General features: G+C 51.3%; 25 protein-coding genes and 1 tRNA gene. 12 read left to right on the top strand and 14 right to left on the bottom strand.

Annotated elements, in window-relative coordinates:
* Nucleotides 1-7 precede the first annotated feature (7 nt).
* The 4 genes from IE065_RS14000 (at nucleotide 8) to IE065_RS13985 (ending at nucleotide 7,050) form a co-directional block, all read left to right on the top strand.
* Nucleotides 8-892 (top strand): hypothetical protein, encoded by an 885-nt coding sequence (locus IE065_RS14000; RefSeq protein ID WP_189516164.1) that lies wholly within the window; start codon nucleotides 8-10, stop codon nucleotides 890-892.
* Between the two features lie 27 nt (nucleotides 893-919).
* On the top strand, nucleotides 920-4,255 hold the full coding sequence (locus IE065_RS13995; protein WP_189516162.1) for a beta-galactosidase: 3,336 nt from the start codon (nucleotides 920-922) through the stop codon (nucleotides 4,253-4,255).
* Nucleotides 4,256-4,451: 196 nt separating this feature from the next.
* Nucleotides 4,452-5,795 carry a pectate lyase gene (locus tag IE065_RS13990; RefSeq protein WP_189516159.1) on the top strand — a complete coding sequence of 448 codons (1,344 nt, stop codon included), beginning with the start codon at nucleotides 4,452-4,454 and terminating at the stop codon, nucleotides 5,793-5,795.
* The gene (locus IE065_RS13985) at nucleotides 5,749-7,050 is read left to right on the top strand and encodes an SGNH/GDSL hydrolase family protein (RefSeq protein ID WP_189516157.1); all 1,302 of its coding nucleotides are present in this window, start codon (nucleotides 5,749-5,751) and stop codon (nucleotides 7,048-7,050) included. The genes IE065_RS13990 and IE065_RS13985 overlap by 47 nt, the downstream gene beginning before the upstream one ends.
* A 97-nt stretch (nucleotides 7,051-7,147) precedes the next feature.
* Here the strand turns inward: IE065_RS13985 and IE065_RS18095 are convergent, their stop codons facing one another.
* Nucleotides 7,148-7,318 (bottom strand): hypothetical protein, encoded by a 171-nt coding sequence (locus IE065_RS18095; protein ID WP_229792125.1) that lies wholly within the window; start codon nucleotides 7,316-7,318, stop codon nucleotides 7,148-7,150.
* Between the two features lie 30 nt (nucleotides 7,319-7,348).
* On the opposite strand from IE065_RS18095, the gene IE065_RS18310 reads away from it, so the two are divergent.
* Together IE065_RS18310 and IE065_RS13975 are read left to right on the top strand one after the other, a co-directional pair.
* On the top strand, nucleotides 7,349-7,546 hold the full coding sequence (locus tag IE065_RS18310; RefSeq protein WP_378080350.1) for an integrase catalytic domain-containing protein: 198 nt from the start codon (nucleotides 7,349-7,351) through the stop codon (nucleotides 7,544-7,546).
* Between the two features lie 283 nt (nucleotides 7,547-7,829).
* Nucleotides 7,830-8,057: a hypothetical protein gene (locus tag IE065_RS13975; protein ID WP_189516153.1), complete on the top strand. Its 228-nt coding sequence runs from the start codon at nucleotides 7,830-7,832 to the stop codon at nucleotides 8,055-8,057.
* A 53-nt stretch (nucleotides 8,058-8,110) separates the two neighbouring features.
* Here the strand turns inward: IE065_RS13975 and IE065_RS13970 are convergent, their stop codons facing one another.
* The 6 genes from IE065_RS13970 to IE065_RS13945 all read right to left on the bottom strand — a co-directional run bounded on the left by IE065_RS13970 (nucleotide 8,111) and on the right by IE065_RS13945 (nucleotide 11,153).
* A complete protein-coding gene (locus IE065_RS13970; RefSeq protein WP_189516152.1) occupies nucleotides 8,111-8,404 on the bottom strand; it encodes a hypothetical protein in 294 nt (97 codons plus the stop codon).
* A 92-nt stretch (nucleotides 8,405-8,496) separates the two neighbouring features.
* Nucleotides 8,497-8,582: transfer RNA gene (locus IE065_RS13965), tRNA-Leu, on the bottom strand.
* A 92-nt stretch (nucleotides 8,583-8,674) separates the two neighbouring features.
* Nucleotides 8,675-9,253, bottom strand: a complete 579-nt coding sequence (locus IE065_RS13960) for a response regulator (protein ID WP_189516150.1) — start codon at nucleotides 9,251-9,253, stop codon at nucleotides 8,675-8,677.
* A gap of 84 nt (nucleotides 9,254-9,337) precedes the next feature.
* Nucleotides 9,338-9,766, bottom strand: a complete 429-nt coding sequence (locus tag IE065_RS13955) for a SufE family protein (protein ID WP_189516148.1) — start codon at nucleotides 9,764-9,766, stop codon at nucleotides 9,338-9,340.
* A 92-nt stretch (nucleotides 9,767-9,858) separates the two neighbouring features.
* Complete coding sequence (gene hpt / locus IE065_RS13950) at nucleotides 9,859-10,425, bottom strand: hypoxanthine phosphoribosyltransferase (RefSeq protein ID WP_189516147.1); 567 nt, start codon at nucleotides 10,423-10,425, stop codon at nucleotides 9,859-9,861.
* 5 nt (nucleotides 10,426-10,430) lie between these two features.
* Complete coding sequence (locus IE065_RS13945; RefSeq protein WP_189516145.1) at nucleotides 10,431-11,153, bottom strand: tetratricopeptide repeat protein; 723 nt, start codon at nucleotides 11,151-11,153, stop codon at nucleotides 10,431-10,433.
* A gap of 180 nt (nucleotides 11,154-11,333) precedes the next feature.
* On the opposite strand from IE065_RS13945, the gene IE065_RS13940 reads away from it, so the two are divergent.
* The 3 genes from IE065_RS13940 to IE065_RS13930 are packed head-to-tail and all read left to right on the top strand — an operon-like array spanning nucleotide 11,334 to nucleotide 14,836.
* Nucleotides 11,334-12,407 (top strand): ABC transporter ATP-binding protein, encoded by a 1,074-nt coding sequence (locus tag IE065_RS13940; protein ID WP_189516142.1) that lies wholly within the window; start codon nucleotides 11,334-11,336, stop codon nucleotides 12,405-12,407.
* A 45-nt stretch (nucleotides 12,408-12,452) separates the two neighbouring features.
* Nucleotides 12,453-14,066 (top strand): ABC transporter substrate-binding protein, encoded by a 1,614-nt coding sequence (locus IE065_RS13935; protein WP_189516140.1) that lies wholly within the window; start codon nucleotides 12,453-12,455, stop codon nucleotides 14,064-14,066.
* 32 nt (nucleotides 14,067-14,098) lie between these two features.
* Nucleotides 14,099-14,836: a hypothetical protein gene (locus IE065_RS13930; protein ID WP_189516138.1), complete on the top strand. Its 738-nt coding sequence runs from the start codon at nucleotides 14,099-14,101 to the stop codon at nucleotides 14,834-14,836.
* 7 nt (nucleotides 14,837-14,843) lie between these two features.
* Here the strand turns inward: IE065_RS13930 and IE065_RS13925 are convergent, their stop codons facing one another.
* Complete coding sequence (locus IE065_RS13925) at nucleotides 14,844-15,248, bottom strand: DUF4405 domain-containing protein (RefSeq protein WP_189516136.1); 405 nt, start codon at nucleotides 15,246-15,248, stop codon at nucleotides 14,844-14,846.
* A 133-nt stretch (nucleotides 15,249-15,381) separates the two neighbouring features.
* On the opposite strand from IE065_RS13925, the gene IE065_RS13920 reads away from it, so the two are divergent.
* The 3 genes from IE065_RS13920 (at nucleotide 15,382) to IE065_RS13910 (ending at nucleotide 18,807) form a co-directional block, all read left to right on the top strand.
* Nucleotides 15,382-15,882 carry a DUF456 domain-containing protein gene (locus IE065_RS13920; RefSeq protein ID WP_189516134.1) on the top strand — a complete coding sequence of 167 codons (501 nt, stop codon included), beginning with the start codon at nucleotides 15,382-15,384 and terminating at the stop codon, nucleotides 15,880-15,882.
* Between the two features lie 131 nt (nucleotides 15,883-16,013).
* A complete protein-coding gene (locus IE065_RS13915) occupies nucleotides 16,014-17,234 on the top strand; it encodes a DUF1015 domain-containing protein (RefSeq protein ID WP_189516132.1) in 1,221 nt (406 codons plus the stop codon).
* 130 nt (nucleotides 17,235-17,364) lie between these two features.
* Complete coding sequence (locus IE065_RS13910; protein WP_189516130.1) at nucleotides 17,365-18,807, top strand: dienelactone hydrolase family protein; 1,443 nt, start codon at nucleotides 17,365-17,367, stop codon at nucleotides 18,805-18,807.
* 22 nt (nucleotides 18,808-18,829) lie between these two features.
* Here IE065_RS13910 and rpiB read toward each other — a convergent pair whose 3' ends face one another.
* The 6 genes from rpiB to IE065_RS13880 are packed head-to-tail and all read right to left on the bottom strand — an operon-like array spanning nucleotide 18,830 to nucleotide 23,249.
* Nucleotides 18,830-19,273 carry a ribose 5-phosphate isomerase B gene (gene rpiB / locus IE065_RS13905; RefSeq protein WP_189516128.1) on the bottom strand — a complete coding sequence of 148 codons (444 nt, stop codon included), beginning with the start codon at nucleotides 19,271-19,273 and terminating at the stop codon, nucleotides 18,830-18,832.
* Nucleotides 19,270-19,770 (bottom strand): arsenate reductase/protein-tyrosine-phosphatase family protein, encoded by a 501-nt coding sequence (locus IE065_RS13900; RefSeq protein ID WP_189516126.1) that lies wholly within the window; start codon nucleotides 19,768-19,770, stop codon nucleotides 19,270-19,272. Before IE065_RS13900 ends, rpiB begins: the two co-directional genes overlap by 4 nt.
* Before the next feature lie 55 nt (nucleotides 19,771-19,825).
* A complete protein-coding gene (gene purD, locus IE065_RS13895; RefSeq protein WP_189516124.1) occupies nucleotides 19,826-21,103 on the bottom strand; it encodes a phosphoribosylamine--glycine ligase in 1,278 nt (425 codons plus the stop codon).
* Nucleotides 21,104-21,162: 59 nt separating this feature from the next.
* Complete coding sequence (locus IE065_RS13890) at nucleotides 21,163-21,603, bottom strand: TFIIB-type zinc ribbon-containing protein (RefSeq protein WP_189516122.1); 441 nt, start codon at nucleotides 21,601-21,603, stop codon at nucleotides 21,163-21,165.
* A 5-nt stretch (nucleotides 21,604-21,608) separates the two neighbouring features.
* Nucleotides 21,609-22,169, bottom strand: coding sequence for a GNAT family N-acetyltransferase (locus tag IE065_RS13885; RefSeq protein WP_189516120.1), 561 nt, complete (start codon nucleotides 22,167-22,169; stop codon nucleotides 21,609-21,611).
* Nucleotides 22,170-22,184: 15 nt separating this feature from the next.
* Nucleotides 22,185-23,249 (bottom strand): polysaccharide pyruvyl transferase family protein, encoded by a 1,065-nt coding sequence (locus IE065_RS13880; protein WP_189516118.1) that lies wholly within the window; start codon nucleotides 23,247-23,249, stop codon nucleotides 22,185-22,187.
* Nucleotides 23,250-23,319: the final 70 nt, after the last annotated feature.

The raw sequence follows: 23,319 nt of genomic DNA, 5'->3' as shown, positions 1-23,319 counted from the left end.
AAAAATTATGATTACAAAAAAAGGTTTAGTCTTACTGGCAGCAGTGTATGCTTCCGTAGCTTTCCCCCATCGCGTTTTAGCCGAATCGAAGCCAGTATTGAGTAACGACACTCTGACTCTTGAGGCTGGGGACTATCAGCTCAAGTTTTCAGAGAGAGGTGCCTGGACGATTGATGGTCTTAGCTATAAAGGGGCACAGATTTTGGTGGATAATGGAGCTAACCAGACAGTTGTTAAGTTGAAGGCTCGGCCGGATTTGCCCAGCAAATATGAGTTTGTTGGGACTAAACATGGCGGCGAGGTAATAGAGTCGCTTATTCTTGAAGTCGACGGTGAGCAATTTCCAGTGAAGCAGCCTTTTAGTGCTCCAAAAGGTTCCGTATATAAGCTTATCAAAGTTTCACGCTTTGCGCCCTATTTTCGTGGCTATTGGGAAGTGACATTGAGTAGCGAGGGACTGACTGAATCCGCCCGTTTTGACATGTTAGAGGATACTTTCCAAGTAGACTACGCATATGTCTTCATGCATTGCTGGAGTCCTAAGATGACAGAGTGGGAAGCTCTGCTCGCAAACGGAAAAATTGATAGTGGCGTCTTTCCTAGCAAGAGTAATCGCGCATTGGAGACGGACGTTAAGGCAACGGCCTTTTTTTCCGAGGCTGACAATGTCGGAGCTGTACTTGTTTATGAAAAAGTATACAAAGGCGTCAGTGGTCGCAAAAGCTTTCTGAAATACAGGTCTGACTATTACAATAAGCAATATCTTTGTGTGAATCGCAATGAATTGGCAGAGGAGAACTATGAATGCAAAATTGTAGGTTTCTCCGTTCCGCGTAACAGCTGGAAGGCCGTGGCGGAAGAGTTGATGACGAAGGCATGCCCCAACGGTTAAGTCGTTAATTCGCATAACTAAAGTAATATGAAAATTCATTTATTGGCAGCCGCTGGTGGCTTGTTACTGGGTTCGCTTGTTTTAAACGCAGCCCCTTTACGAGAAACCCCCATCGCTTACTGCGAGTTAATTGTCGAAAAGAAAGCAGCGACTCCCGAGGAACTGGAGACCGTAATTAGGTTACTGGATTCCAAAGATCAGGCGACTGTCGGTATGGCAGCCTATACCTTGCGCGAGCTGGGAGATGTCTCTCCAGCCGTTTTGCGTGCTCTGGAGGAGAAGATAGGCGCGGAGAATCCAGAAGCGGTCCGCTCTGTCGCAGCGGTTGCGCTGATGGGATTGGGTGAGCCAGGAGAGGCTGTGCTGCGTCGTCAGGCAAAAAACGCTGTTACTTTGCTTGAACGCATCTCGGCAATTAGTGCGCTTCGCGCAAGGCTGGATGGCTTAAAGGATCCAGAATTGCGAGCGCTGATGGAAGAGAATTTCAAAGATATTGATATCATCTATAACCCAAGCCCCGGAGTCCCTGCTAAGGATTCACCTATTCAAGACGGAGAGTTTTTAGCAGACGGATTTGAGTCCGAATGGACGGTTGAATATGCTGATGGCGGTGAAGGCACCGTTGTATTGGATGTAAACCAGAGCCGAGGCGCTGGTGGGAGTTTACGAATAGAAAAAACGACAGCGGATGGAGAAATTTATCTGCGTTCGGTTAAGCCCATGATAGTGAAAGCAGGTGAGCAGCCCGTGTTCCGAGTCTATTTTCGTAGCGACTCAGCTCCATTCAACACCACGCTGCAACTTTTCTTCGAGCAAGAGAATGGTAAATTAACGGTGGGTGAGATTGCACGAGGATGGATATTTTATGGGCAGACACTGATGCGCAATACGCCAGAATCTGTATGGACGAAGCGCTTTATTCAGGTGTCTAAGTCAAAAGTGGATCGAGAATATTACCTGCGTATCATTATGCGTGGTAATCCGACCACTGTATGGGTTGACGATATTGGCGCTCCGGCTCCCGATTATAAATACATACAACCCACACCCACGGAAACCTTTCCGGAGAAGCGATGGAAGCCTGAGCCGAAGGAACCGGTTGTGGCAGAGGTAAGGAAAGAAAGTGGGCGTCCGCGCCTTTATATCAATGGTGAAGTTCAAGCTCCAATTTTTTACACGATCCTTCGCAGTAGTTTCGGTGATTATGCGGGAATGGAGCAACTGGCGGATGTAAAGCTCTTCATTTCTTCAGTGCAACTGACTGACGACGTGGATGACCGCTATCCTCCGGTTTACCCGGTATGGTCCGATGGCATGCAACTCGATTTCCGGACTCCCCTTCATTGGCTTGAGCAAGCTTCATTAAAAGCACAGGACAGCAATTTTATACTCAATCTGCATATTGCTTGGCCAAAAAATTGGGTCAAGCAATACCCAGGCGAAGCATGGCAGAATAGTGATGGTCAAAAGGGTTATGGTAATGGGCTCCATTTTAAGGGCTTCTCTAGCAATTTACCATCGGGGGGCGATAGCCGTCTGAGAAATAGCTCATTGAACACCTACCGTTGGTGGCCATCTCCCTTTAGTGAGCAGGCGCTGAGCGATGCTGAAGAAGTCATTGAACGCTTCGTTGAGGAGCTTAAGACGAAGCCCTACGCCAATCGTGTCGTTGGCGCTTTTATTTCCGGTGGGCATGATTACCAGTTCATGACTGCACTCTGGCCGGATTATAGTCAATCTGCTGTGAAAGCTTTTCGGGCCTGGCTGACGCAAAAGTACGGCGCAGATGACGCTCTGCAAAAGGCTTGGGGAGATGACTCGGTCACCCTCAAAACAGTGGAAATTCCATTGATTTCAGAGCTTGAGCAGTCCGTTAAGGAAAACAAGAGCATCTTTCTTTCACCTAAGACGGATCAACGTTTTGTTGATCATCAACAATTTCAGTCCGAGCAGGGTCTGATCATTCGCGAGCGACTTGCACGAGCTTTCAAAAAAGCTTGGGAACGGCCTGCATTTGCCATGACCTGGCAAATGGGCGGGGGTCGAGGCCAAGGTGCGGAGACTATCTTACTACCCTCTAAGGAACTGGATATTCTCGTTCCTCAACCCTACTACGAGCTTCGCCATCCCGGTAATGTAGGGGGAATTCGCTCTGCGATGACGTCTATCGGTTTGCATGGAAAAATTGCAGTCAAAGAACTGGACTTACGAACTTGGCTAAGAACCAGTGGCGCAGAAATTCAGGCGTCGCGGCTGTGTGCCGCTATGAATCCTGACCAATTTCGAAGTATTTTCCGTCGGGAGGCTGCGCAGATGATTGCAGCAGGGCAGGGGTATTGGTTTTTGGATCTGGCGACAACCGTATTTCGTGATCCTGAAATATTGGAAAGTATAAAGGAAGGTGTGCGGGCTTATAAAGAACTCGAGCTGAATAATCCGACTCCTTATCAGCCAGAAATTGCCATCGTCTGGAATGATGAATCGGCCTATTGGATGGGGGATTTCTATAAGAGTGTCAGTAAAAGTATCGGAGGGGCCAGCGTAAGTATTCTACAAATACTCGACCGCTATACTCCCGCCTACCTGAAGGAAATTGGGGTGCCATTTGATGATATTTACCTTTCTGACCTAATAGAATACGGGAACTATCATGACTACAAAGTATTGGTTTTTGCAGATGCCTTTCGCATGACTACAGATCAGCGAGAACGCATCAAAGGGCTGTTTGAAAACAGCAACCGTACCTTAGTGTGGAATTATGCTTCAGGCTATGTCGGAGACAATGAACTATCCGAAAAATATATCGCTGATCTCTCGGGTATAAATGTAAAATCAGAAGTTGTTGAGTCTTTTCCGGAGGTTCGTTTTTCAGAATCAGAAGATGTCTTGATTCAAGGTGTTTATGGCATTTCAGGTATGGGTGAAACAGCTTTTAGGCTAATGAGTGGCGGCCTCCCCAAAGAAAATATGCCCGCTGGATTTCTACGCTTCATTGTCGATGATCCAGAGGTTACGATTCTCGGTTCTTACAGTGATAACGAGCCAGCGATTGCCGTTAAGCGATTCGAGGATTGGACAAGTGTTTATTGCGGTATGTTAGGCACACTGGATGCAGGCTTGTTGGGTAATATTGCCAGAGAGGCTGGCGTACATATCTTTGTGAATGCATCTCAAGCATCCGTGGAATTCAACGGGCGTTTTCTGTCTTTGCACGGGCTCAAGAGTGGGCCAGTTGAACTCTCATTGCCGGAAGCAAGCATGTTGTATGATTTTGATACCGGAGAACTTGTGGATAAAGGAAAAGCTGTAACCATCGATTTGGAGGTTGGTGATACTCGCTGGTTTCGGGTTGAGCCAATATAGTATGGTTCAGTGTTTTTACCAAAGGAGGCTACGGTGAAATCGTGTAAGGCTATACGAAGAAGCCTGCTTGAATCAGTATTCATCCTGTAGTCATTGTCTTAGACTTCTCGCCGGCTGAAACTTGAACGGTATCCAGACGATTTGGGCTAAATGCTCAAGCCTGCGCAAATTTTTTTATTAAGCATTTAGAACACTAATGTCAGACCTCAACCTCATTGGCCCTAATTCCACACCCGAAACAGAGGACCTATCAGTGAAGTCGCCACTCATGGGATCTGTCAAACTGAGTGATGTTGTTAATCGTTCCATGGTGCTAAGGTCAATGAACGGTATCGCTTCCTGGATGAAGGCAGCTTCCGAATCCACAGACATGCGAGGTAAAATGCATCGCATGGCCGTCTACGATTATTGCGGTAATGTAAATTGGATGTATCCAAACAGTAATACTGCGGAAAGCATATCGGCTTGGCTTGATCTCTCGGAAGCTCTGAATCGACCAGCTTATATTCAGAAAGCTATCGAATATGCCATTGCATTAATCGATGATAATAAGGGGCTTTATTCCGGCCCTGAGAAAGATGCGCATGGTATGATGTGGTATTGGACGGATGCAGGAGTTTACAGTTCGTTGTATTCCATGCGTGTGCCTGCACAATTTATACGACTTTATAAATATACGGGAGATGAACGCCTATTGAATGCTCTCGGCCCATTGGGAGAGACTCTATTAACAAATCAGCTATCTAATGGATTGGTTGGCTCTGGGTGGTCGCCGACGAATGGTTGGTGTGAATCAGGGTCACGCATTGGGAGCCGCTTCGTTTATGTTGTTGCTACCTACGCGACTCTCTACCAGCACAGTCAGGACAATCGTTATCGGGAGGCTTATGAGCGTGCGATTGGGGCATTGCTCAAAATGCAACGGGCAGATGGCTCGTTCTATCAGCATTACGATTTGAGTAACTTGGAAATGTCTGTCACAGATTGCTCAACAAAGTGTATGTTTTTCGCATACATTCTGAATGCGATCGCAGAAGCCTACGCAGTATTTGAAGATGAAAGATTGTTGAATTGCGCGAGGCGTTTAGGCAATTTTATTACAAGGTTATATTACTGTCGTGGAGCGCTGCCGTATTGTATCGGCGATAAGTTGCTAGTAAGCGATCAACCAGAAGCGAACATGTCTATGTATGAATGTGCCAATGGTTTGTTATGGTTGTATGGCAAGGTGCCAGATGAACGTTTTAAGGATATCGGGTTGCGCTTGTGGATAACCGCTTGGTTGAATCAAGCAGAGGTTACGGAAAATCCAGATTTAAATGGGGCAATTCTGGTTGGTTCGGATCCTATGGTTAAGAAGAAGGACAAAGCGATCCCCTCAAATCGAATGCATTTGGCCTATGATCCAAGCCGCGCTGCTAAATGCGTATTATGGGGAATGGTTAATCATACTTCCTCCTGCAAACGATTACTGGATTCCAAATCGATTCTGAATGAAAAGTCTGAACACTCTACCGGAACTCTTTTGGCTCGGGGATAGTATATCCGTCCACTACCGGCCTTATCTTTTGAGTTATTTGAAAGGGGTCGCGAAGGTGACCACTAGAAATGGCTACAAAGAGGCCTTGAGGAATTTAGATCATCCTCAAGGGGCAAATTGTGGCGATTCCTCCATGGTTTTGGCTTTTCTAAAGCAAATTTTGCCTACTGCGGAGTTTACGGCGAAATGGGTCATTCTTAACTGTGGGCTTCATGATATCAAAACGGATTGGCAGACCGAACAGCGACAGATAGAATTGAACGATTATATTCGTAACCTAAAAAGCGTTGTCACTTTAATGCGCGAGTATGACATTTCACTGGTATGGATTTCGACGACTCCAGTGGATGATGAGCGTCACCAGAAGCATTGTCCGGAAATACACCGTCACCAGTGCGATGTGGATGCATATAATTTAGCCGCGGAGGATGTTATGTTGCATGCTGGCGTGCCTATTATAGACCTGCATCGCTTTACCGAGACACTGGAAGGCGAGCTCTACTGCGACCACGTCCATTTTAATGAAGTTATTCGTTCATGGCAGGCGGCGTTTCTCGTCGGACATATTGAAAGAATTTTATTGGCTGCTTCGACGAGCTCCATGGATCAAGAGAACGCTGACGCACTCAGGCCACGTATACTTTTATTGGGGGATTCCACGGTTGCTCGCTTAAGGCCTGATAGTGGAACAAAAGGGTGGGGAGAACCATTAAATGAGTTACTGCCTGACCATGAGGTTGTGAATCTTGCCGTGTCTGGAGCTAGCACCAAGTCTTTTTTATGCTCGGAGGCTTATAGTAAGGCGCAGACTTGCGAGGCGGTGTATTGGTTGATTCAATTCGGACATAACGATATGAAGGACTACGATCCCGCCCGATTTACGGAGGCACATGGAGCGTATAAAGATAATCTTTTGGAAATGGCCGAGATGGCCAAGATCTGTGGCGCTAAACCTATTTTTGTGACTTCGCCTCACCGATTGAAGTTTGATGACGAAGGCAATCCGACCGAAGAACTGCTTCCCTACGTGGAAGCGGTTAGGAACCTTGGCCAAGAGCATGCCATACCAGTTATTGACTTGTTTGAAATGACAGGTGACCTAATGGCTGGTTTTGGAGAAACTAAACTGCAATGGCTAACGGCAACGAAACATGAAGATTACGCACATTTTACACCGAACGGAGCATGTGTTGTATCGGCTCTGGTCGCAAAAGAACTGATGCTGATTTTAGACCGTGATACTGAGGAAGCTTAATCGCTTACTGAATTTTAAACCGGGATTCTGCGCGCAATTGAGCTATTCATTGGACTGTCAAATTGACCTGCTCTCCAAAAACTGAGCCACGCTAGTGTTATGATTTGCTGGCTAGATTGGGTTCCACCAGAAAGGAATCCAATAGATGAAAAAGAACGGCAAACGATTCAAAGAGGAACAGATAATCTATGCGCTTCGGCAAGTCGAAGGCGGTCGGAAGATCGCTGATGTCAGCCGAGAGCTTGGCGTTACCGAATAGAATTTTCACCGCTGGAAGCGCCAGTACGCGGACCGATCCATCAGCGCATCCAAAGTTGCCGATGCACTGGACCTGGCTGCCCGCACTGCCGGTGCGCTGCCACAGGCAATCACGGTAGACAATGGACCTGAGTTTGCTGGCAAGGTTCTCGACGCATGGGCCTACGCCAATGAGGTGCAGCTCGACTTTATCCGACCATCGTCCTCCGCGAAGTCAGATTCAAGTAGGCAGTTTTAAATACCAAAGAAGCGATGGTCTACGTCGGCAAACGCTCCGAAAGTAGCTTCTACGACTAGTGTGCCAAGTGGAAAATCAAGCCCTGCGACAATGGCCGCTACGCTCGCCAAAAACTGGACTACGCGATGAACCAAGAGAGCAAGAAGACCTACCGAACCGCCCGCAAAGGGCAAACAAGAAAGCCGCCTATCCATGAGCCAAGCAATAAATTCCCGCTTACCTGACTACCGATTTACTAGGCGAGCCACTTGACGGCACACACTAAAGGCGTGAACGTCCAAGCATGCCAATTTTCGCAATACAGCTACCAGACCGGAAACTTCACGCACCTTACCGAGCCAAGGCTGGCTCCGTTGATCCAATAATCTTTGCATCTACCAATGACCCGCAGGACGCCTTGCACTTCAAGAGCGAGAGCGCAGCCAAGGATTATCTGCTCGCCAATCGTGGGGACGGGCTAAAGGGTCAGCTCGTGCAACTCACAGACGGGGGTTATTGGCCTATTGAGTGAGTTCAAGATACAAGTTATCCAAATTACGCCTATTGCCGCTGGGCAATTCTATTCTATTCCTCCACAGTCTGTACATCTTGGTGCTTCTTAAGATCGATCATGATTCCATCACGATAAAGGAAAGTAGCAAAGTGACCTGTAAGCTGTCGAATACCCTTTTCGGTAATATCGACATCAATGATCTCAGCTTTTATGTCTGCCTTGATCTTTTTGGGCTTCCCGCTATCGCAGATTATAATGTGGTCGTCATCAGAGTCAGTAAGCCGAATGCCCTTGGCTAATTCTGCATCAGAAAGGGTCGAAATGTCATATCCTAAGATTTTTGCTCTAGTAATTTTTACTTTCATCGGGCTGTTTAGGTGCACTATGACTGCACAAATGCAAAAATTGGCTGTACCGTAGTCTGATTTTCTGTTCTGTAAATCATTGACTATCAAAGTGGTGCCCGGGGCGGGACTCGAACCCGCACGGCCTTGCGGCCAAGGGATTTTAAGTCCCCAGTGTCTACCATTCCACCACCCGGGCAGGGTGTCATACTTTAATCGTTGAATGAAGGGACGTATGCTACGGGCGTGCGGTCCGTCGACAAGTGAAAAGCATGCAGAATTTGCAGTGCCTTACCGGTTGTTTTCTTCACGTAGCTCTTCGAGCTGTGGTTTAATGACACGCTCATAGTAGTCTGGCGCGATTCCATGAGAGACTTGCAGACCTAGGTGGCGTTGGATGAATTCCTCAATTGTTTGCCAGCCTTCCTCTGGAAAATTAACCTTTTTGGTGTAGGTGCAAATTGTCAGGATGTTTTCCAGTGATTTAATTCGTGAAGTGCTTTGCAATATACGCTCTGCGACGCGCAGGCGCATTTTCAGTTGGCTGCGATCGAGTGGTTTACTCAGGAAATCGTCGACACCAGCGTCCATGGCCTTCACGTAATTCTGATCATCCCCGACATTGGCTGTGAGCATGATGAAATAGGTGTAGTCTGCGTTCTTGCGCTCGCGAATCCGCTCCAAGAGGCCCAGACCATCTAGACAAGGCATTAGCCAATCACTGACGACAATACGGGTTGGGCATGTGTCGTAAATACGCCAAGCTTCCTCTCCATCACTGGCGACGGCAACCTGATAGCCCATCTGCTGCAAATTCGTTTTGAGCAGGTTTTGGGAAATAAGGTCATCTTCAGCAATGAGCACATTCATCGGAGTATTAGATTACTGCATTGGCTACATGGTTGCACGTGCATTTGACAAGGTAAATTATTGCGGCTAATGGAACTTATTAAGCTAGGGGCGTTGTACCTGATTGAGGCAGTGTTCGGCAAATGATTTGATGGTATTCCAGACATTGGAGAGGCCATTTCGTCGATTGGGTGTGAGATGCTGGGTAATGCCCACTTCGGCTAGGAAGTTTGGCGGTGTTTCAATGATCTCCTCTGGCGGAAATCCGCTGTAGAGTTGTGTGAGCAGGCCAGCAATGCCTTTAGTGATGACGGCGTCGGAGTCGGTCTCAAAGTAGCACAAGCCATTCTCTAGCCGTGGTACTAGCCAAAGCTGCGATTGGCAGCCTTTAATTCGAAAGGCCTCTACTTTAAACTCAGCGGTGAGGGCTGGTTGGCTCCGTGCATTCTCAATGATGTACGCAAAGCGCTCCTGCGGATCTTCGATGATCGACAGATCCTCCACCAACGCGTCTTTCTTCTCGGTAAGGGTCATTCTATTAAGTTTGGAAGTTGGAAAGTTTGTGAGTTCAAAGGTCAAATATTGAACAGATTAACTCACGAACTTTCCAACCTTCAGACTTAATGCTAGCACCATTCCGGAGGGTTTTGCAATTCCGGACGTAAAACACCTATACACGGCAGATTACGGTAGCGCTCGGCGAAGTCCAGACCGTAGCCGACAACGAAAGCTTCCGGAATGGTGAATCCACAATAATTGGCGCGGTATGTCTTTGTGCGGCGTCCTTCCTTGTCCAGTAGAACACAGGTTTTGAGGGTGGCGGGGCGCATCCTGCGCAGTACTCCAACAAGCTTTTGCAGGGTGCTGCCAGTGTCGAGTATGTCGTCGATGAGGAGCACGTGCTCGCCTTCGACATTCAAACGGATGTTATCAATGATCTCTGGTTCTGTGACAGGCTGTGTCTCATCCCTGTAGGAGGATACGCGAATGCAGTCTAGACGGGTGTGCAGATTTAGCTTTCGCATGAGATCTGCCACAAAAACGATGGCACCATTAGTTACGGCGACAACGACAATCTCCTCGATTCCCTGGTCGAGGTAGTGCTTGGTAATTTGTTCGCCTAGTTCCGCAATACGCGTTGCCAACTGGTCCTCAGTGACGAGTACCTCGGCTAAATCTTCAGTGTGGCTCATATAAGTCATTCTTTCTCAAGTGCGGCGTAGGTGGACGGGAAGCGTTTCTTTGCCTTTTTAAGTGATTTCTTGATGTCGTCAGTCAAACGTGGTGCCCCCGGAGTTTTGGAGGCTTTCATCAACAATTCGACGCAGCGGCTGTCCCGTTGTTCCAAGAACCAGTCGCCGACATAAAAATAGATAGTACGGCGATAGTTGTCGTCGTAATGGTTGTCGGTCTTTTTTAGATCGGCCAAGAGCCATTCAAAATCCGTCTCGGCAACGTCGGACCGTCCGAGGAAACCCGGGCTGCGTGCGGCGTTAACGCCACGAATGAGCCGTAGGTCGGGGTCGTTGGGCTTATCGGCCACTACCTGATCCAAGATGGTGTAGCCGTCTTCTACGTAGTCGAGTTTCTTGAAAATGGAGACGTGCTGTGCCTTCATGACGGTGCAACTGCCGAGCATGGCCTTGGCCTTTACGCTATTGGGATCTTCCTTTACGATGTCTTGGAAAATCTTTATTGCCTGGTCGAGCGCGGCCTCGTCGTCATTCATGGCCTGCTCGTTATAGGCGATGCCGAGGGCATAGCGCAGTTCCAGATCTTTTGGGTTCTGGGTGACTCGTTTTTGCAGAGCTTCAATGCTCTGGTCTTCGCTACTATCGGCTTTTAGCTCCCGTTCAGCGCTCGTGACGCTGGCGGTTAGTAAGACCGCTATAATCAATCCGTAAATTTTTCCTCTCAACATGAATAATCGCACAGCGTGTCAACGGGCTAAACGGTGTCAATGAGAACCGAACGCGAATTCTGTTTGATTATCAGCGTTTTACGGGCCAATTACATCTGAAAGTTGCAATCAAGTGATAGTATTCGCTGCTGCCACGCCTTTGTTTTGACAGACCCCACTGCTTACGCTCATTAGAAGCCCATGATCGGTGTAAGCGTGCAAGGGGTGGTCAAGCGCTTCGGAGAGACGACAGCGTTGGCTGGAATCGACGTCGAGATCCAGCCAGGTGAGCTTTTTTTCCTGCTCGGTCCGAGTGGCTGCGGGAAGACGACGCTCCTACGTTGCCTAGCTGGCTTTTACATCCCCGATGATGGCAAAATTCTTTTTGGTCAGGAGGATGTGACTCACAAGGAACCCCACCGGCGGGGCACCGGGATGATGTTCCAGAGCTACGCCCTGTGGCCGCACATGACCGTCCTAGAAAATGTTTCCTTCGGCCTGGAGCAGCAAAAAATCCAGAAGGCCGAACGCCAGCAACGCGCCCTCGACGCCCTGAAATCCGTCCAAATGGAGGAATACTCTGCCCGCAAGCCTAACGCGCTCTCTGGCGGGCAGCAACAGCGCGTCGCCCTAGCCCGAGCGCTAGTCATCCGCCCGAAATGCTTGCTGCTCGACGAGCCGCTTTCTAATCTGGATGCCAAGCTTCGGAACGACATGCGTTTGGAAATCCGGCGTATCTGTAAAGAATATGCGCTGACCACGATTTACGTGACCCACGACCAAAAAGAGGCCCTGAGCATCGCCGACCGGATGGCTGTGTTCTCTCAGGGAGAGCTTCAGCAGGTCGGCACACCAGTGGAGGTCTACCGCCGTCCGCGCAATCGCTTTGTCGCGGACTTCATTGGCGAGGCCAATTTTCTCTTCGGCAAATTCCAATCTTCGACCAATGGGTTCCACCGCATCGAGACTGCGTTTGGCGAAATCCAGGGCGTTGCCCCGGTGGGCGTTATACTTGCGCCGGGTGCCAAGGTTACCGTGATGATTCGCCCAGAAATGCTTACGCTCGTCGAGCAGGCACCGGTGGTCAACGCGATCCCGGCCAAGATAATCGGTGAGACTTACTACGGGGAGGTCGCGCATTATGAAGTCGCCGCAGGGGGGGGGGGAGCCACACTCCGGGTCTCGGAAATTAACCCGCAACATCTTGGTGGGGGCCGCGAAGGCGCACTTTTCGCCGCCGTCCGCCCAGAAGACGTGGTTATTTTAACGGATTAGCTTAATGAATTTCTCCCCTGCGTTTCATGATCGATTCTAAATTTGATGCCTAAGATACTCATCATCGTCCTGCTGATCGGCCTCGTCGTGGGGGTGCCGATTGCCTTGCGCAAGAAGCAGGACGTTGTGACGAACCCCGACATCACGCTGGTCATCATTTCGCCACACAACGAGGCGATTCGCTACGAGTTCGAGCACGGCTTCCGTGATTGGTACCAAAAGCGCACGGGCAAGGTGGTGTCGATTGACTGGCGCGCGCCGGGCGGCACCAGCGAGATCGTCAAATACCTCAACGCCGAATTCGCCAATCAGTTCCGTCAATACTGGACGAAGGCTCTTGGCCGCCCGTGGAGCGCCGAGATCGCTGGTGCTTATGACAATCGCCGCATTCAGTTGCCCGCCGATCTTGCCGAGGACACCTTGGAGCAATCCGCACGTCGCACGTTCCTCGACAGTAATATTGGCGTCGGCATCGACCTCTTTCACGGTGGCGGTTGGTATGACTTTAACGTCAAGGCTCAGCAAGGCCAGCTCGTTGCCTCGGACATCTTTAAGACGCACCCCGAGTGGTTCACTGAGGATGTTATTCCGGAAAAATTCTCCGGCGAGATATTGTGGGATAGCGAACATCGGTACGTTGGTGCCGTGCTCTCCAGCTTCGGGATTATCTTCAACCATGACGAACTTCGCACGGCTGGATTCAAGGGGGTTCCCTCGCATTGGAGCGATCTGGCGGACCCGCGATTTTACGGCAGCGTGGCGGTTGCCGATCCGACCAAAAGCGGCTCGATCACCAAGGCCTTTGAGATGCTTGTCCAGCAGCAGATGCATGAACTCGTGGCAGCGGGTGTGCTAGAAACGGAGGCCGTGCCCGAGGGCTGGCTCAATGGCATGAAGCTCATCCAGCAAATCAGTGCGAACGCCCGCTACTTCACTGACTCCGCCACCAAGCCTGTACTTGATGTCTCGGCGGGAGACTGCGCTATCGGCATGGCAATCGATTTTTATGGGCGTTTTCAGGAGGGGAATCTCGGCTTGAGGGGGGGGGGGGAGCGTTTCGGTTTCCTCATGCCGCCGGGCGGTTCATCGATTTCTGCCGACCCGATTGGTATCTTGCGCGGTGCACCGCAGAAAGAGGTCGCCGAGGCCTTCATCGAATACACACTTTCTCCTGAAGGGCAGAAAAAATGGGACTTCAAGATTGGCACGCCTGAAGGACCGACCCAATACGCACTGCGTCGGTCGCCGATTCGCCGAGATCTTTACGATGCAGAATATGCGCAATACCGCTCGGACCCTAGCGTCCAGCCTTACGAGGAAACGGAGGGCTTCGTCTATCACCCGAAGTGGACGGGGCACCTCTTCAGTGAACTGCGTTTTGTGGTCCGCGCCGCTTTCATTGATCCAGGAGACGAACTACGCGCTGCCTGGGGAAGCATCCTGCAAGCTCGTTCAGAGGGGCGCACTGCCGATGCAGACGCTGCGCTCGCCGTGCTTTCCGACTTGTCCGTCATTGATTATGAAGCGGCCTCGACCACCATCGCCGCGGCTCTCAGAGACAACGCTCTTGCGCGGCTTGAATTGTTAACGACGCTCTCTGGCCACTTCCGCGAACAGTATAAGCACGCTCGTACCATTGCCGAGGGTGGGCAGGGGTAGGGTAATACTAGAGTGTAGCGAATTTCACTTATTTGGGATTTATTGATAGACGAATCTATGGCACCTATTTTACTGTTTTCTGCGTGATTCGCTTTTTGCTTATGCTATGGGTAGGGATAATGGGGAGCGTGGTTTTCGCGGTGCCTTACTACCCTATACGCGCTTGGAGCAGTGTCAAAGGGAAGGTGATTACAGGTCAACTTTTGAGACTGGAGAATCATTTCATTATCATTACTCAGCCTGAGGTCGTAGACATGTATGGCGAGCCAATTGAGTTTGAAATACCGATTAGCCGACTCGGGGCTCCAGATCAAAAATACGCGAATGAATTGCTTAAAATTCAAGCGGAATACGAACTGAAGTTATCGCATCTGAAGACGGAATTTCCGGATGAAGCGAATATGATCAGAATTAAAGAAATGTTTTGGAGCGAAAAGCATCAACGAATTTGGCTATATCACCCATCTGATGATTTTTTTCGACGTTACTCTCGGCTCTGCGAGAAGCTGACATTTGATAACTTTAGCTACCAAATGAATCTCATACGCGAGCGGTTGGACAGTGATTTCAGAAGCTCTGACAAAGATACTCTCGGTAGGGGAAAGGGTTCGGTGGCAGAAATGCATGAAACAAACCAAAATTGGGTCCGCGTTTATTTGAACTACCATCTGGGGCTTCTGAATACCCTAGCGCAGGACTACCAATCGGCCGTTGATAATGTGCTGCCTGTGGTGCCTGCGATCGAGGCACTGGCACCAACTCCCAATTAGTCACTGATCACTCTAGTGGGTTGCCCCAGCGATGCTGCTGGGGTCTATTGTCATCGCTTGAAGTCTGCTCACTGGGGGAGCTTTGTTGCACTGGTGTCAGGATAAAAGTTGCGGGGATGGCGAGGCCGATGGCCAAACCGGCCAATATCGGCCAAAGACGCTTGCCAGCGGCGGCGTTTTTCAGCCACGCCCAAGCGAGATAAAGATGGGTGAAAATGAGCGCAGCGAATATGAGCCCTGCGATTGCATGGAAGTCGCCCCATTCATGTCTGGTTAGGCCCCATAATGAGAGGCCATGGCCGCCACGACTGCCGGGGGGCAAGCGCCAGTAGAGTAGGGCACCCGTGCCGCCGAGAAAGCAGACATTGAGCCAAAGGAGCAGATTGATGATGCGTCGAACAATGAGTTTCATGGCTATTAGTTAACACCATCCTGATCGAGACGATGCAGCTGGGCAGCAGGTATAACCTACTGTTTGGGGCAACATTAGTTCCGCCACATGCAGACTCGACGCCGTCCGAAACAACCGCATGCTGTGAATCGACATGGAAATTGACCACAACTGGCTGGCGCTGACGGTGACCTTTCTGATCTTTGTGATCGGGCTGATTGGGTCGCTGTTACCCGTGATTCCGGGCTGCTTCGTGATCTGGCTTGGTGCCGTGATGTATTGGCTCTGGGTGCCCAAAGGAGGCGTTGGCTTGACCTATATTCTGGTTACCGCAGGGCTGGTTATTTTGGCCCAAGTATTGGACTTTGTTGCCAGCTATTATGGGGCGCGGAAGTTTGGTGCGAGCTGGCGTGGCGGTGTTGGCGCGCTGCTTGGGGCCATCATTGGCCCGTTTGTGCTCACGCCGATTATTGGCCTGATCGTTGGCCCGATTGTGGGCGCTTTTCTGGGAGAAATCTCCGCGGGGCGCACACTCAAAGAAGGTGGTAAAGCTGGCGTTGGCACCGTGGTTGGTGGCCTGATTGCGTTTGCGATGAAGTTCGCCATTGCAGTGGCGATGATCGGCTGGTTCCTGTTTGAGGTGTTCTTTCAGTAGAGAGAGAAAAGCATAGGCACGGGATTGTCACTGTGGCGCATCCTGCTTCCAGCCTCGAATCGTGGCAGCCAATTATGCATTTTTTGAGCGCGGGCTTGCATGAACGGGCGAGTTCTGTTCCTTTGCCGCCCATGCGTATTCGTGCATTCCAAGGACTCCGACCCAAGCCAGCTCACGCCGCGACCGTCGCTTCGCTTCCATATGACGTCGTCAATACCGAGGAGGCTCGGGCGCTTGCCGCGGGCAATCCGCACTCTTTCTTGCGCGTCGTTCGCGCGGAGATCGATTTGCCGGCCGACACGAACCCCTACGACGCCTCCGTTTACGCTCAGGCGAAGAAGAACCTGCAGGAGCTACAGGACCTCGGCGCTATTGAGCGTGAGAGCGAGCCTTGCCTTTATGTATATCAGCAGCGCATGGGTGACCATGTGCAGCGGGGGATTGTGGCGGTCTGCCACATCGATGATTACGAAAATAATCTGATTAAGAAGCACGAGAAGACGCGCCCAGCAAAGGAAGATGACCGCACGCGCCTCAACTCTGCTCTTGGTGCACATCCAGGCCCGGTTTTTCTGACATACGAAGACCAAGCGGCGATCAATGCGATCGTGGAAGAAGTCACCGCTGGTGAGCCAATGACTGACTTTATCGCCCCGGATGGCGTAGGCCACACGGTATGGCGTATTCCCGGTGGCTCGGCATTAGTTGAGTCCTTTAAGGCTGTTCCCGCCTTCTATGTTGCTGATGGCCACCACCGTAGTGCTTCGGCAGCGCGTGTGGGCAAAGAACTCCGTGACGCCAACCCGAACCACACTGGCGATGAAGATTACAACTGGTTCCTGACCGTACTGTTTCCCGCCACCGAGCTTAAGGTGCTGCCATACAACCGTCTCGTGCTGGATCTGAATAACCACAGCCCGGAGGACTTCCTCGCGAAGCTCAAAAGCGTTTGCCCAGTCACTGAAGGCGCTGATCCGACCCCAGACGCAATTGGTAAATTATCGATGTATTTTCAGGGGAAATGGTATGGCCTTGACCTGACTGGTCTGGCTGCTGCGGACCCCATTTCCGAGCTCGATGTTTCCAAGTTGCAAGACTACATCTTGACGCCATTGCTGGCTATTGACGACCCGCGCACCAGCGACCGGATCGAGTTCATTGGCGGCATTCGTGGCACCAAGGAGCTCGTGAAGCGCGTTGATAAGGGCGATGGCCCAGTGGCTTTCTCAATGTATCCCGTGACGGTGGAGCAGCTAATGGGCATTGCGGATGCAGACCAGATTATGCCGCCAAAGAGCACTTGGTTTGAGCCGAAATTGCGTTCTGGGTTATTTGTCCATACCTTTAAGTAGGACCTTGCCAGCATCAGTGATTGGACGTTTCCGAACGATGTAAAGGAATCGGTAAACGTTGCGGGTGCTCTGGTTGAGATTGTCGGGGTTGATGATTTGGGCTATATTTTTCGGTTTTCATTACCCGAAAATGACAGCCATCCTCTCCCGCCGATTTTTCCAAGACGCTTTGGCAAAGCGTATAAACCAGTCCGCATTGCTCGGTTTACTACTGGTAGTGCAGCCCGTAACGGCAGCTTTTACGACGGAAATCGTTTACTTTGACCTGCCTGACGCGCTCGAGCCGGCCCCGATTCCCGCGCCTACCGCCCAGCTCGTTGCCTTGCCGGGCTATCCGGTCGACCCGGCCCGGCTAACTTTGGCTGGTCAAATCTACGTGCCGGACATCAATGTCTTCGGCGAAGGGCCGTTCCCCACGGTGGTCATCCTACACGGTTCGGGCGGTTTGTGGTCCAACGATCTGATCGCTAATGGCCCTATATCGCAGTTTGAGCAGTGGGGCGAGATATTGGCTGATCTGGGCTATATTGCACTTTTTCCTGACAGCTATAACCCGCGTGGCATTGCCGCTAATTTCAATGGCCGCCGACCGCATTACGATCCTCTGATCGATGACGATCTATGCTCGCCAAATTACGAGCGGCCTAAGGATGTGATTGCGGCGTTGACCTATCTCGCAGGCCGCACGGATGTGGACAGCGACAACATCGCGCTGATGGGTTTCTCTCAGGGGGCACAGACGGGGATGAACGCTGTCTTGGACTTGTCCGTGGACCTAGGCAACTACGAGGTATCCTACACGGACTTGGTTAACAATGTGCAAGTTTCGACGAAAAAATCGGTCCCCAGCCCGGTGCGTATCCCTGATAATCTGCCTTTCCCGAAGTTTGGCGCGTTCTTTTACGGCGGCGGTTCACATTATGGTTACCATGGGCAGGCCAGCTCGGTTGCTGCAGGTCGTTACATGCTTGATCGGCGAATGAAGGTGCTGCTCTTTCATGGCACGGAGGACTCATTGCTGGGTGTGGCCAACCCCAACGTTGCCCCTATGACGGGGAGCCTGTATCCAATGAAGCAAGCGCTCTCATCCAGCCTGCAAGCGGCGGCACTTGGCGTGCCAGACCCGCTCCAGCACCATTTCATCCTCGATCTTGTGGAGCATTCATTCGACTTGGTCACTCTGGCCGATCAGATCGACTGGAACACAATTAACGAGTCACCCGACCAGAAGGCCAAGCGTTTGTGCCGCGAAGAAGTCCTCAAGTGGCTGGAATATTGCCTGAAACCAGCACCAATAACGGCGTTGGCTCCTGATGTGGCCCCGGGTGATGTCGACCTTGGGGTTGTAACTAACGCACGCCTGAACTATCAGTGGCGCTATAGCGACAACCTGACCAGCTGGTTTGACTTGGGATCGGACTTTGACGGAGACGGTGGCGACATTTTCATGGATGCGACACTAGGCCCGGACGATCGCCGATTTTTCACCCTCGATTACCTGCCAATCGCGCCACCAATTGACGATCCGGATAATGCCGGATTTTTCCATCCCTACACTGACTTCAGCTATTGAAAACTAGGCATGAGGGGGGGGGCTATCGCTTGGCTTCGATGGCGCTGATCTTGTCGATACGACGTTCGTGACGACCGCCGTCGAAGGCGGTTTCAACGAAAATTCGGGTCATTTTGGCGGCCATGTAAGGCGTGTCGTATTTCTGGCCGAAGCAAATGATATTGGCGTTGTTGTGGCGACGGCAGAACTCTGCGGCGTCTTCGTTATGGCAGACGGCGGCACGGATGCCATGGACCTTATTTGCACTGATGCTGATGCCAATACCGGTCGTGCAAATGAGCACGCCGAAGTCCGCCGTCTGTGAGGCAACATCGTTGGCGACGGCTTCGCCGTAGTCCGGATAGTCGACACTCTCGTGGCCATGCGTGCCACGGTCAATGACCTCATGGCCTTCTTCTTGAAGTGAGGAAACAAGGGCGTCTTTAAGATCGACGCCGCCGTGATCAGAACCAATGGCGATTTTCATGATGAGCTTTGCGCGTATTGCGGATAGTGTTCGCGGAGAAAGTTTAGGAGGCTGGGGATGGCTTCGACCATGGAGTCACGGCAGGCCTCATATTCGCGGAGTTCGCGTCCAAATGGATCGGGGATCTCGATGCCAGCATCGCCAGACATCAGTTCGCGGAAGAGATATAGATGACGGGGCACGTGGTCGAAATGGACTTCAATCAGCGTGCGGTGGGTCTGTGTCATGCAGAATATGGCAAAGGCCTTGTCGAGCAGTTCCTGGCTAATCTGTTGGCTCTTGTGGTCGCTAAGATTCAGGCCGACGGATTTGAGTGCGCGGACGGAATTAACGGAAGCTGGGTCCCCGTCATAGGCCGAAATACCGGCGGAGACGACTTTGAGGCGGTCGAGGGGGGGGGGCTCCGCCGCCAGACCGTGCGCCAACATGCGCTCACCCATCGGGCTACGACAGATGTTGGCGGTGCAAACGACGATGATGTGATCCCGCTTAGGCATAGTATCCATTGCTTATAGCACAGGTGGGAATCCTTGCACGAAAAAACGGAGAATTTCAGCTTTCGCGCTCTAATTGACGCCAGCCAATGTCACGGCGGAAATAGGCATCGGCCCAGCTAATCATTCGAACGATTGAGTAGGCTTCATCTTGCGCGGCTTTCAGGGTGTTACCAGTCGCCACAACGCCGAGGACACGTCCTCCAGCGGTGACAATCTCACCCGCATCTGTGCGCTTGGTGCCTGCGTGAACGATTGAAACGTTGTCTGGAAGTTGGGCAGGAAAGGAAATGACGTCACCCTTGCGGTAGGCGTCCGGATAACCGCCTGCGGCCATGACGACGATCATCGCGTATTCATCCTTCACGCGCACGGTTTCGGGTTTCAGCTCGCCGCGGGCACAATCGAGGATCAATTGCACGGGATCTTGCTCTAGCAGAGGGAGTAATATCTGGCACTCAGGGTCCCCAAAGCGGACGTTGAACTCGACCACCTTGGGTTGACCGTCTGGCATCACCATAATGCCCACGTAGAGCGTGCCACGGTAGTCAATGCCGTCCTTTTTAAGTGCACGGAGTGTAGGGATGATAATTTCCTCGCGGACCTTCTTTTCAACGGTGTTGTTGACAACGGCTGCGGGGGCGTAGGCACCCATACCGCCGGTATTCAGGCCCGTGTCACCTTCGCCAGCGCGTTTATGGTCCTGGCTGGCAGGCAGCATAATGTAGTCTTCGCCGCTGACCATGAGCATGATCGAAGCCTCCTCGCCGTCCATAAATTCTTCGATCAAGATTTCTTGGCCTGCTTCGCCAAAGGCATTCTTGACGAGCATTTCCTGTGCGCCGCGCTCAGCTTCTTCGAAGGTCTGGCAGATGAGGACGCCTTTGCCCGCGGCCAAGCCGTCTGCTTTGATGACCAGTGGATATTCCGAGCGGCGCAGATAATCGACCGCTAGCGCGAAGTCGGTGAACTTCTCGCCCCACGCTGTTGGGATTTGATTATCAATTAGAAACTTCTTAGTAAAGTTCTTGCTGGCTTCGAGACGGGCACCATCGAGGCCGGGGCCATAGGTATCAAAACCAGCGGCGCGCAGGGCATCTGCTGCCCCCACGGCCAAGGGGGCTTCGGGGCCGACAATGACTAAATCGGCTGCCACTTCGTGGGCTAAAGCGACAATGGCGTCTGAGTCGTTGACGTCTAGAGGGCGGCACTGGGCGTCCATCGCCATACCACCATTGCCCGGAGCAGCAATGATTTCGTCCACTAACGGGCTTTTACGGCAAGCGATGACCAGCGAGTGCTCGCGGCCGCCGGATCCAATGACCAATACTTTCATGGGCAGAAGAAAACCATCGGTCCGGCTTCGTGCAACCATGGAATGCGGTCTGAAATTTCCTACCAGTCGAAGATTGCCGCAAAAACTTCTAGAATATCCAGACTGCCGATGGCTTGTTCCCATGCGCTGGGACTTTGTCTGGCTTCTCGAGGTGTGACTTTCTGGTTGATGACTGAACGGAGTTTTCTCATCTCGCCTTTATCCAGCCAGACGCCTTTGCAATGGCGGCAGTGATCGATGACGACGCCATAATACTCAATGGCCTGAAGAGGTATTTGACAGCCAGCACATTGACGGACTGGGGCATTTACTGGTGGCTTAGATGTGAAGTCGAAATGCGGATCTTGAAAAACTCGTTCTAATGTATAGCCAGGCACCCAAATGCCGGAGCATTTCTCACATGAATGGTAGTCAACGCCACCGCCAGCACGAGTCGCCAACACATGGCCATCAATCGGACAATAGAGTGATCTGCTATGTTGGTTGGGATTGGATCGCATGATGATTAACTGGTCTGACGCATTTGCCATTCGTCCAACGTAATGCCGTGCTGGTTTTCTTCGACCCATTGGCCGTTCTTGAAAAATCCAAACTGAAGGAAGCGGAGGAAACGGAGCCCGTTTTTCTGGAGCACGCGCTCGCTGGCCTTATTCCAAAGCGCATGGTTGGCGATGATCTGGGCGGCACCTAGGCGGGTAAAGCCGAAGTGGAGTAGGGCGGCGACGGCCTCGGTCATGTAGCCTTGTCCTTGCTGTTCGGGGTGCGTCCAAAATCCGAGGTTCCAGATGCCTTCCGTTTGTTCACGACGTATGGCGCACCGGCCGATGAATTTACCGTCTTTGTCCTCAATCGTGAATCCGTAAGCCCGGTCACTATCCCAAGCTTTGAGCGAGTCGAGATAATGGGGAAGCAGCTCTTCCTCGGACTGCGGTGGCTCCCAGAGCATGCCATCATTAAAGCCGGGATAGCGTGAGGCCGCCATTGTGTGCGGTGCGTCTTCCCGAGAGACGATACGCAAGTGGCATCGGCTGGTATTGAGAGTTAAGCTCTGGGGGAATTTTGCCATGTCGCTACAATCGTTTCACGCATCTTGAATGCGGTTATAGGCTGAGCTAATTAGATTATGAACGCTGGTTTTGATTTGCGTTAGCTGCTTAGCGGGCACGATGAGACCGTTCTCGCAAATTGCTTTCGTAATCAGAGGCTCAATGGGGTTATCGATAAACCTTTCGGGGGAGAGGAATATTTCGTTCTTGATGTCGAGATTAAGCAGGAGGTTGCGGCATTTCGCCGCGTAGCAGTAAGGTGTGACGGGGACGCCGCACATGATACCGAACGCAAGGGCATGGAAACGGGTCGTGTAAAAGCGTTGAACATTCCTTATACGGGCCAGCACTTTTGCTGGCTTGTTCTGAAATTTCAGGTAAGTCACATCCATTCCCTCCAGAATGTGCCGGGCGATCGTGTCATCACCTACGGTGAAGGGAATGTGGGTGACTTTTTTTCCCTGCGCCAACCAATGCGCAACGATGGCTCGGAAATAAGTCCGGTATTGTTGGAATATTCGCTCACCCTGTCGGCGGTGTGCATCGGAGGAAGCTTCAACGAATTCCGACTCAATCTGAACGCTCTTATTGAGCAAGGAGCACTGCACTTCAGCGAGATTTATCCCAATTGGCAGCTCATGGTTATTGGAGGTGTTCCGGTAGGCATTTTCTTCAAAGTGCGCGAATGACAAGTCATATGCGCAGTTAGCGATCGTTTGGCCTGTCATCGATTCAAACTTTTGTTTGGCGTCGTGGGTGCGCACGCTGAACACACTAATTTCACGAAGAAACTGTAGAATATCCGGCTTTTGGATATCTCCAACGAAGCCGACTCCTAAGATAGCCACACGTTTCCACTGGCCCCGATAGCGTTCAGCCAAGTTTCTTAAAAAGCTTTCATCAGCAATTGCTCCTCCACCAATGATTGCGCGTGGAGCTTTTGGCCACACACCTAGGTTGTAGTGTGACTGCAACCCGTATTTGGTGGAGGTATCTTTAAGCGCCAGTTGGATGGCACCGGCCAAAGCCATGTCACCAGTGTTGCCACCGTGATAGCTGCCAATGATAGCTACTTCCGGGGGCGAGATCTTTTGACGCACCCAGCGCAGTCGATGTTTCGCAGCTAAGTAAAGAGGAGACAATTTCTGATTCTCTTAGTGCTCCGCGTCA

Origin of the sequence: Cerasicoccus arenae (assembly GCF_014651635.1) — a bacterium.
GTDB lineage: Bacteria > Verrucomicrobiota > Verrucomicrobiia > Opitutales > Cerasicoccaceae > Cerasicoccus > Cerasicoccus arenae.
The sequence above is the reverse complement of the archived record's forward strand: the minus strand, read 5'-3'. Positions and strand labels throughout refer to the sequence as shown.

Bases quoted from the DNA above. Each gene is read 5' to 3' on its own strand.
- IE065_RS13970 (WP_189516152.1), bottom strand. From the start codon at position 8,404: ATGAAAGTAAAAATTACTAGAGCAAAAATCTTAGGATATGACATTTCG.
- hpt (WP_189516147.1), bottom strand. From the start codon at position 10,425: ATGAGCCACACTGAAGATTTAGCCGAGGTACTCGTCACTGAGGACCAG.
- IE065_RS13945 (WP_189516145.1), bottom strand. From the start codon at position 11,153: ATGTTGAGAGGAAAAATTTACGGATTGATTATAGCGGTCTTACTAACC.
- IE065_RS13910 (WP_189516130.1), top strand. From the start codon at position 17,365: ATGACAGCCATCCTCTCCCGCCGATTTTTCCAAGACGCTTTGGCAAAG.
- IE065_RS13915 (WP_189516132.1), top strand. From the start codon at position 16,014: ATGCGTATTCGTGCATTCCAAGGACTCCGACCCAAGCCAGCTCACGCC.
- IE065_RS13990 (WP_189516159.1), top strand. From the start codon at position 4,452: ATGTCAGACCTCAACCTCATTGGCCCTAATTCCACACCCGAAACAGAG.
- IE065_RS13985 (WP_189516157.1), top strand. From the start codon at position 5,749: ATGAAAAGTCTGAACACTCTACCGGAACTCTTTTGGCTCGGGGATAGT.
- IE065_RS13935 (WP_189516140.1), top strand. From the start codon at position 12,453: ATGCCTAAGATACTCATCATCGTCCTGCTGATCGGCCTCGTCGTGGGG.
- IE065_RS13995 (WP_189516162.1), top strand. From the start codon at position 920: ATGAAAATTCATTTATTGGCAGCCGCTGGTGGCTTGTTACTGGGTTCG.
- IE065_RS13920 (WP_189516134.1), top strand. From the start codon at position 15,382: ATGGAAATTGACCACAACTGGCTGGCGCTGACGGTGACCTTTCTGATC.
- IE065_RS13960 (WP_189516150.1), bottom strand. From the start codon at position 9,253: ATGAATGTGCTCATTGCTGAAGATGACCTTATTTCCCAAAACCTGCTC.
- purD (WP_189516124.1), bottom strand. From the start codon at position 21,103: ATGAAAGTATTGGTCATTGGATCCGGCGGCCGCGAGCACTCGCTGGTC.
- IE065_RS13975 (WP_189516153.1), top strand. From the start codon at position 7,830: ATGCCAATTTTCGCAATACAGCTACCAGACCGGAAACTTCACGCACCT.
- rpiB (WP_189516128.1), bottom strand. From the start codon at position 19,273: ATGAAAATCGCCATTGGTTCTGATCACGGCGGCGTCGATCTTAAAGAC.
- IE065_RS13955 (WP_189516148.1), bottom strand. From the start codon at position 9,766: ATGACCCTTACCGAGAAGAAAGACGCGTTGGTGGAGGATCTGTCGATC.
- IE065_RS13940 (WP_189516142.1), top strand. From the start codon at position 11,334: ATGATCGGTGTAAGCGTGCAAGGGGTGGTCAAGCGCTTCGGAGAGACG.
- IE065_RS13890 (WP_189516122.1), bottom strand. From the start codon at position 21,603: ATGCGATCCAATCCCAACCAACATAGCAGATCACTCTATTGTCCGATT.
- IE065_RS13900 (WP_189516126.1), bottom strand. From the start codon at position 19,770: ATGCCTAAGCGGGATCACATCATCGTCGTTTGCACCGCCAACATCTGT.
- IE065_RS13885 (WP_189516120.1), bottom strand. From the start codon at position 22,169: ATGGCAAAATTCCCCCAGAGCTTAACTCTCAATACCAGCCGATGCCAC.
- IE065_RS14000 (WP_189516164.1), top strand. From the start codon at position 8: ATGATTACAAAAAAAGGTTTAGTCTTACTGGCAGCAGTGTATGCTTCC.
- IE065_RS13925 (WP_189516136.1), bottom strand. From the start codon at position 15,248: ATGAAACTCATTGTTCGACGCATCATCAATCTGCTCCTTTGGCTCAAT.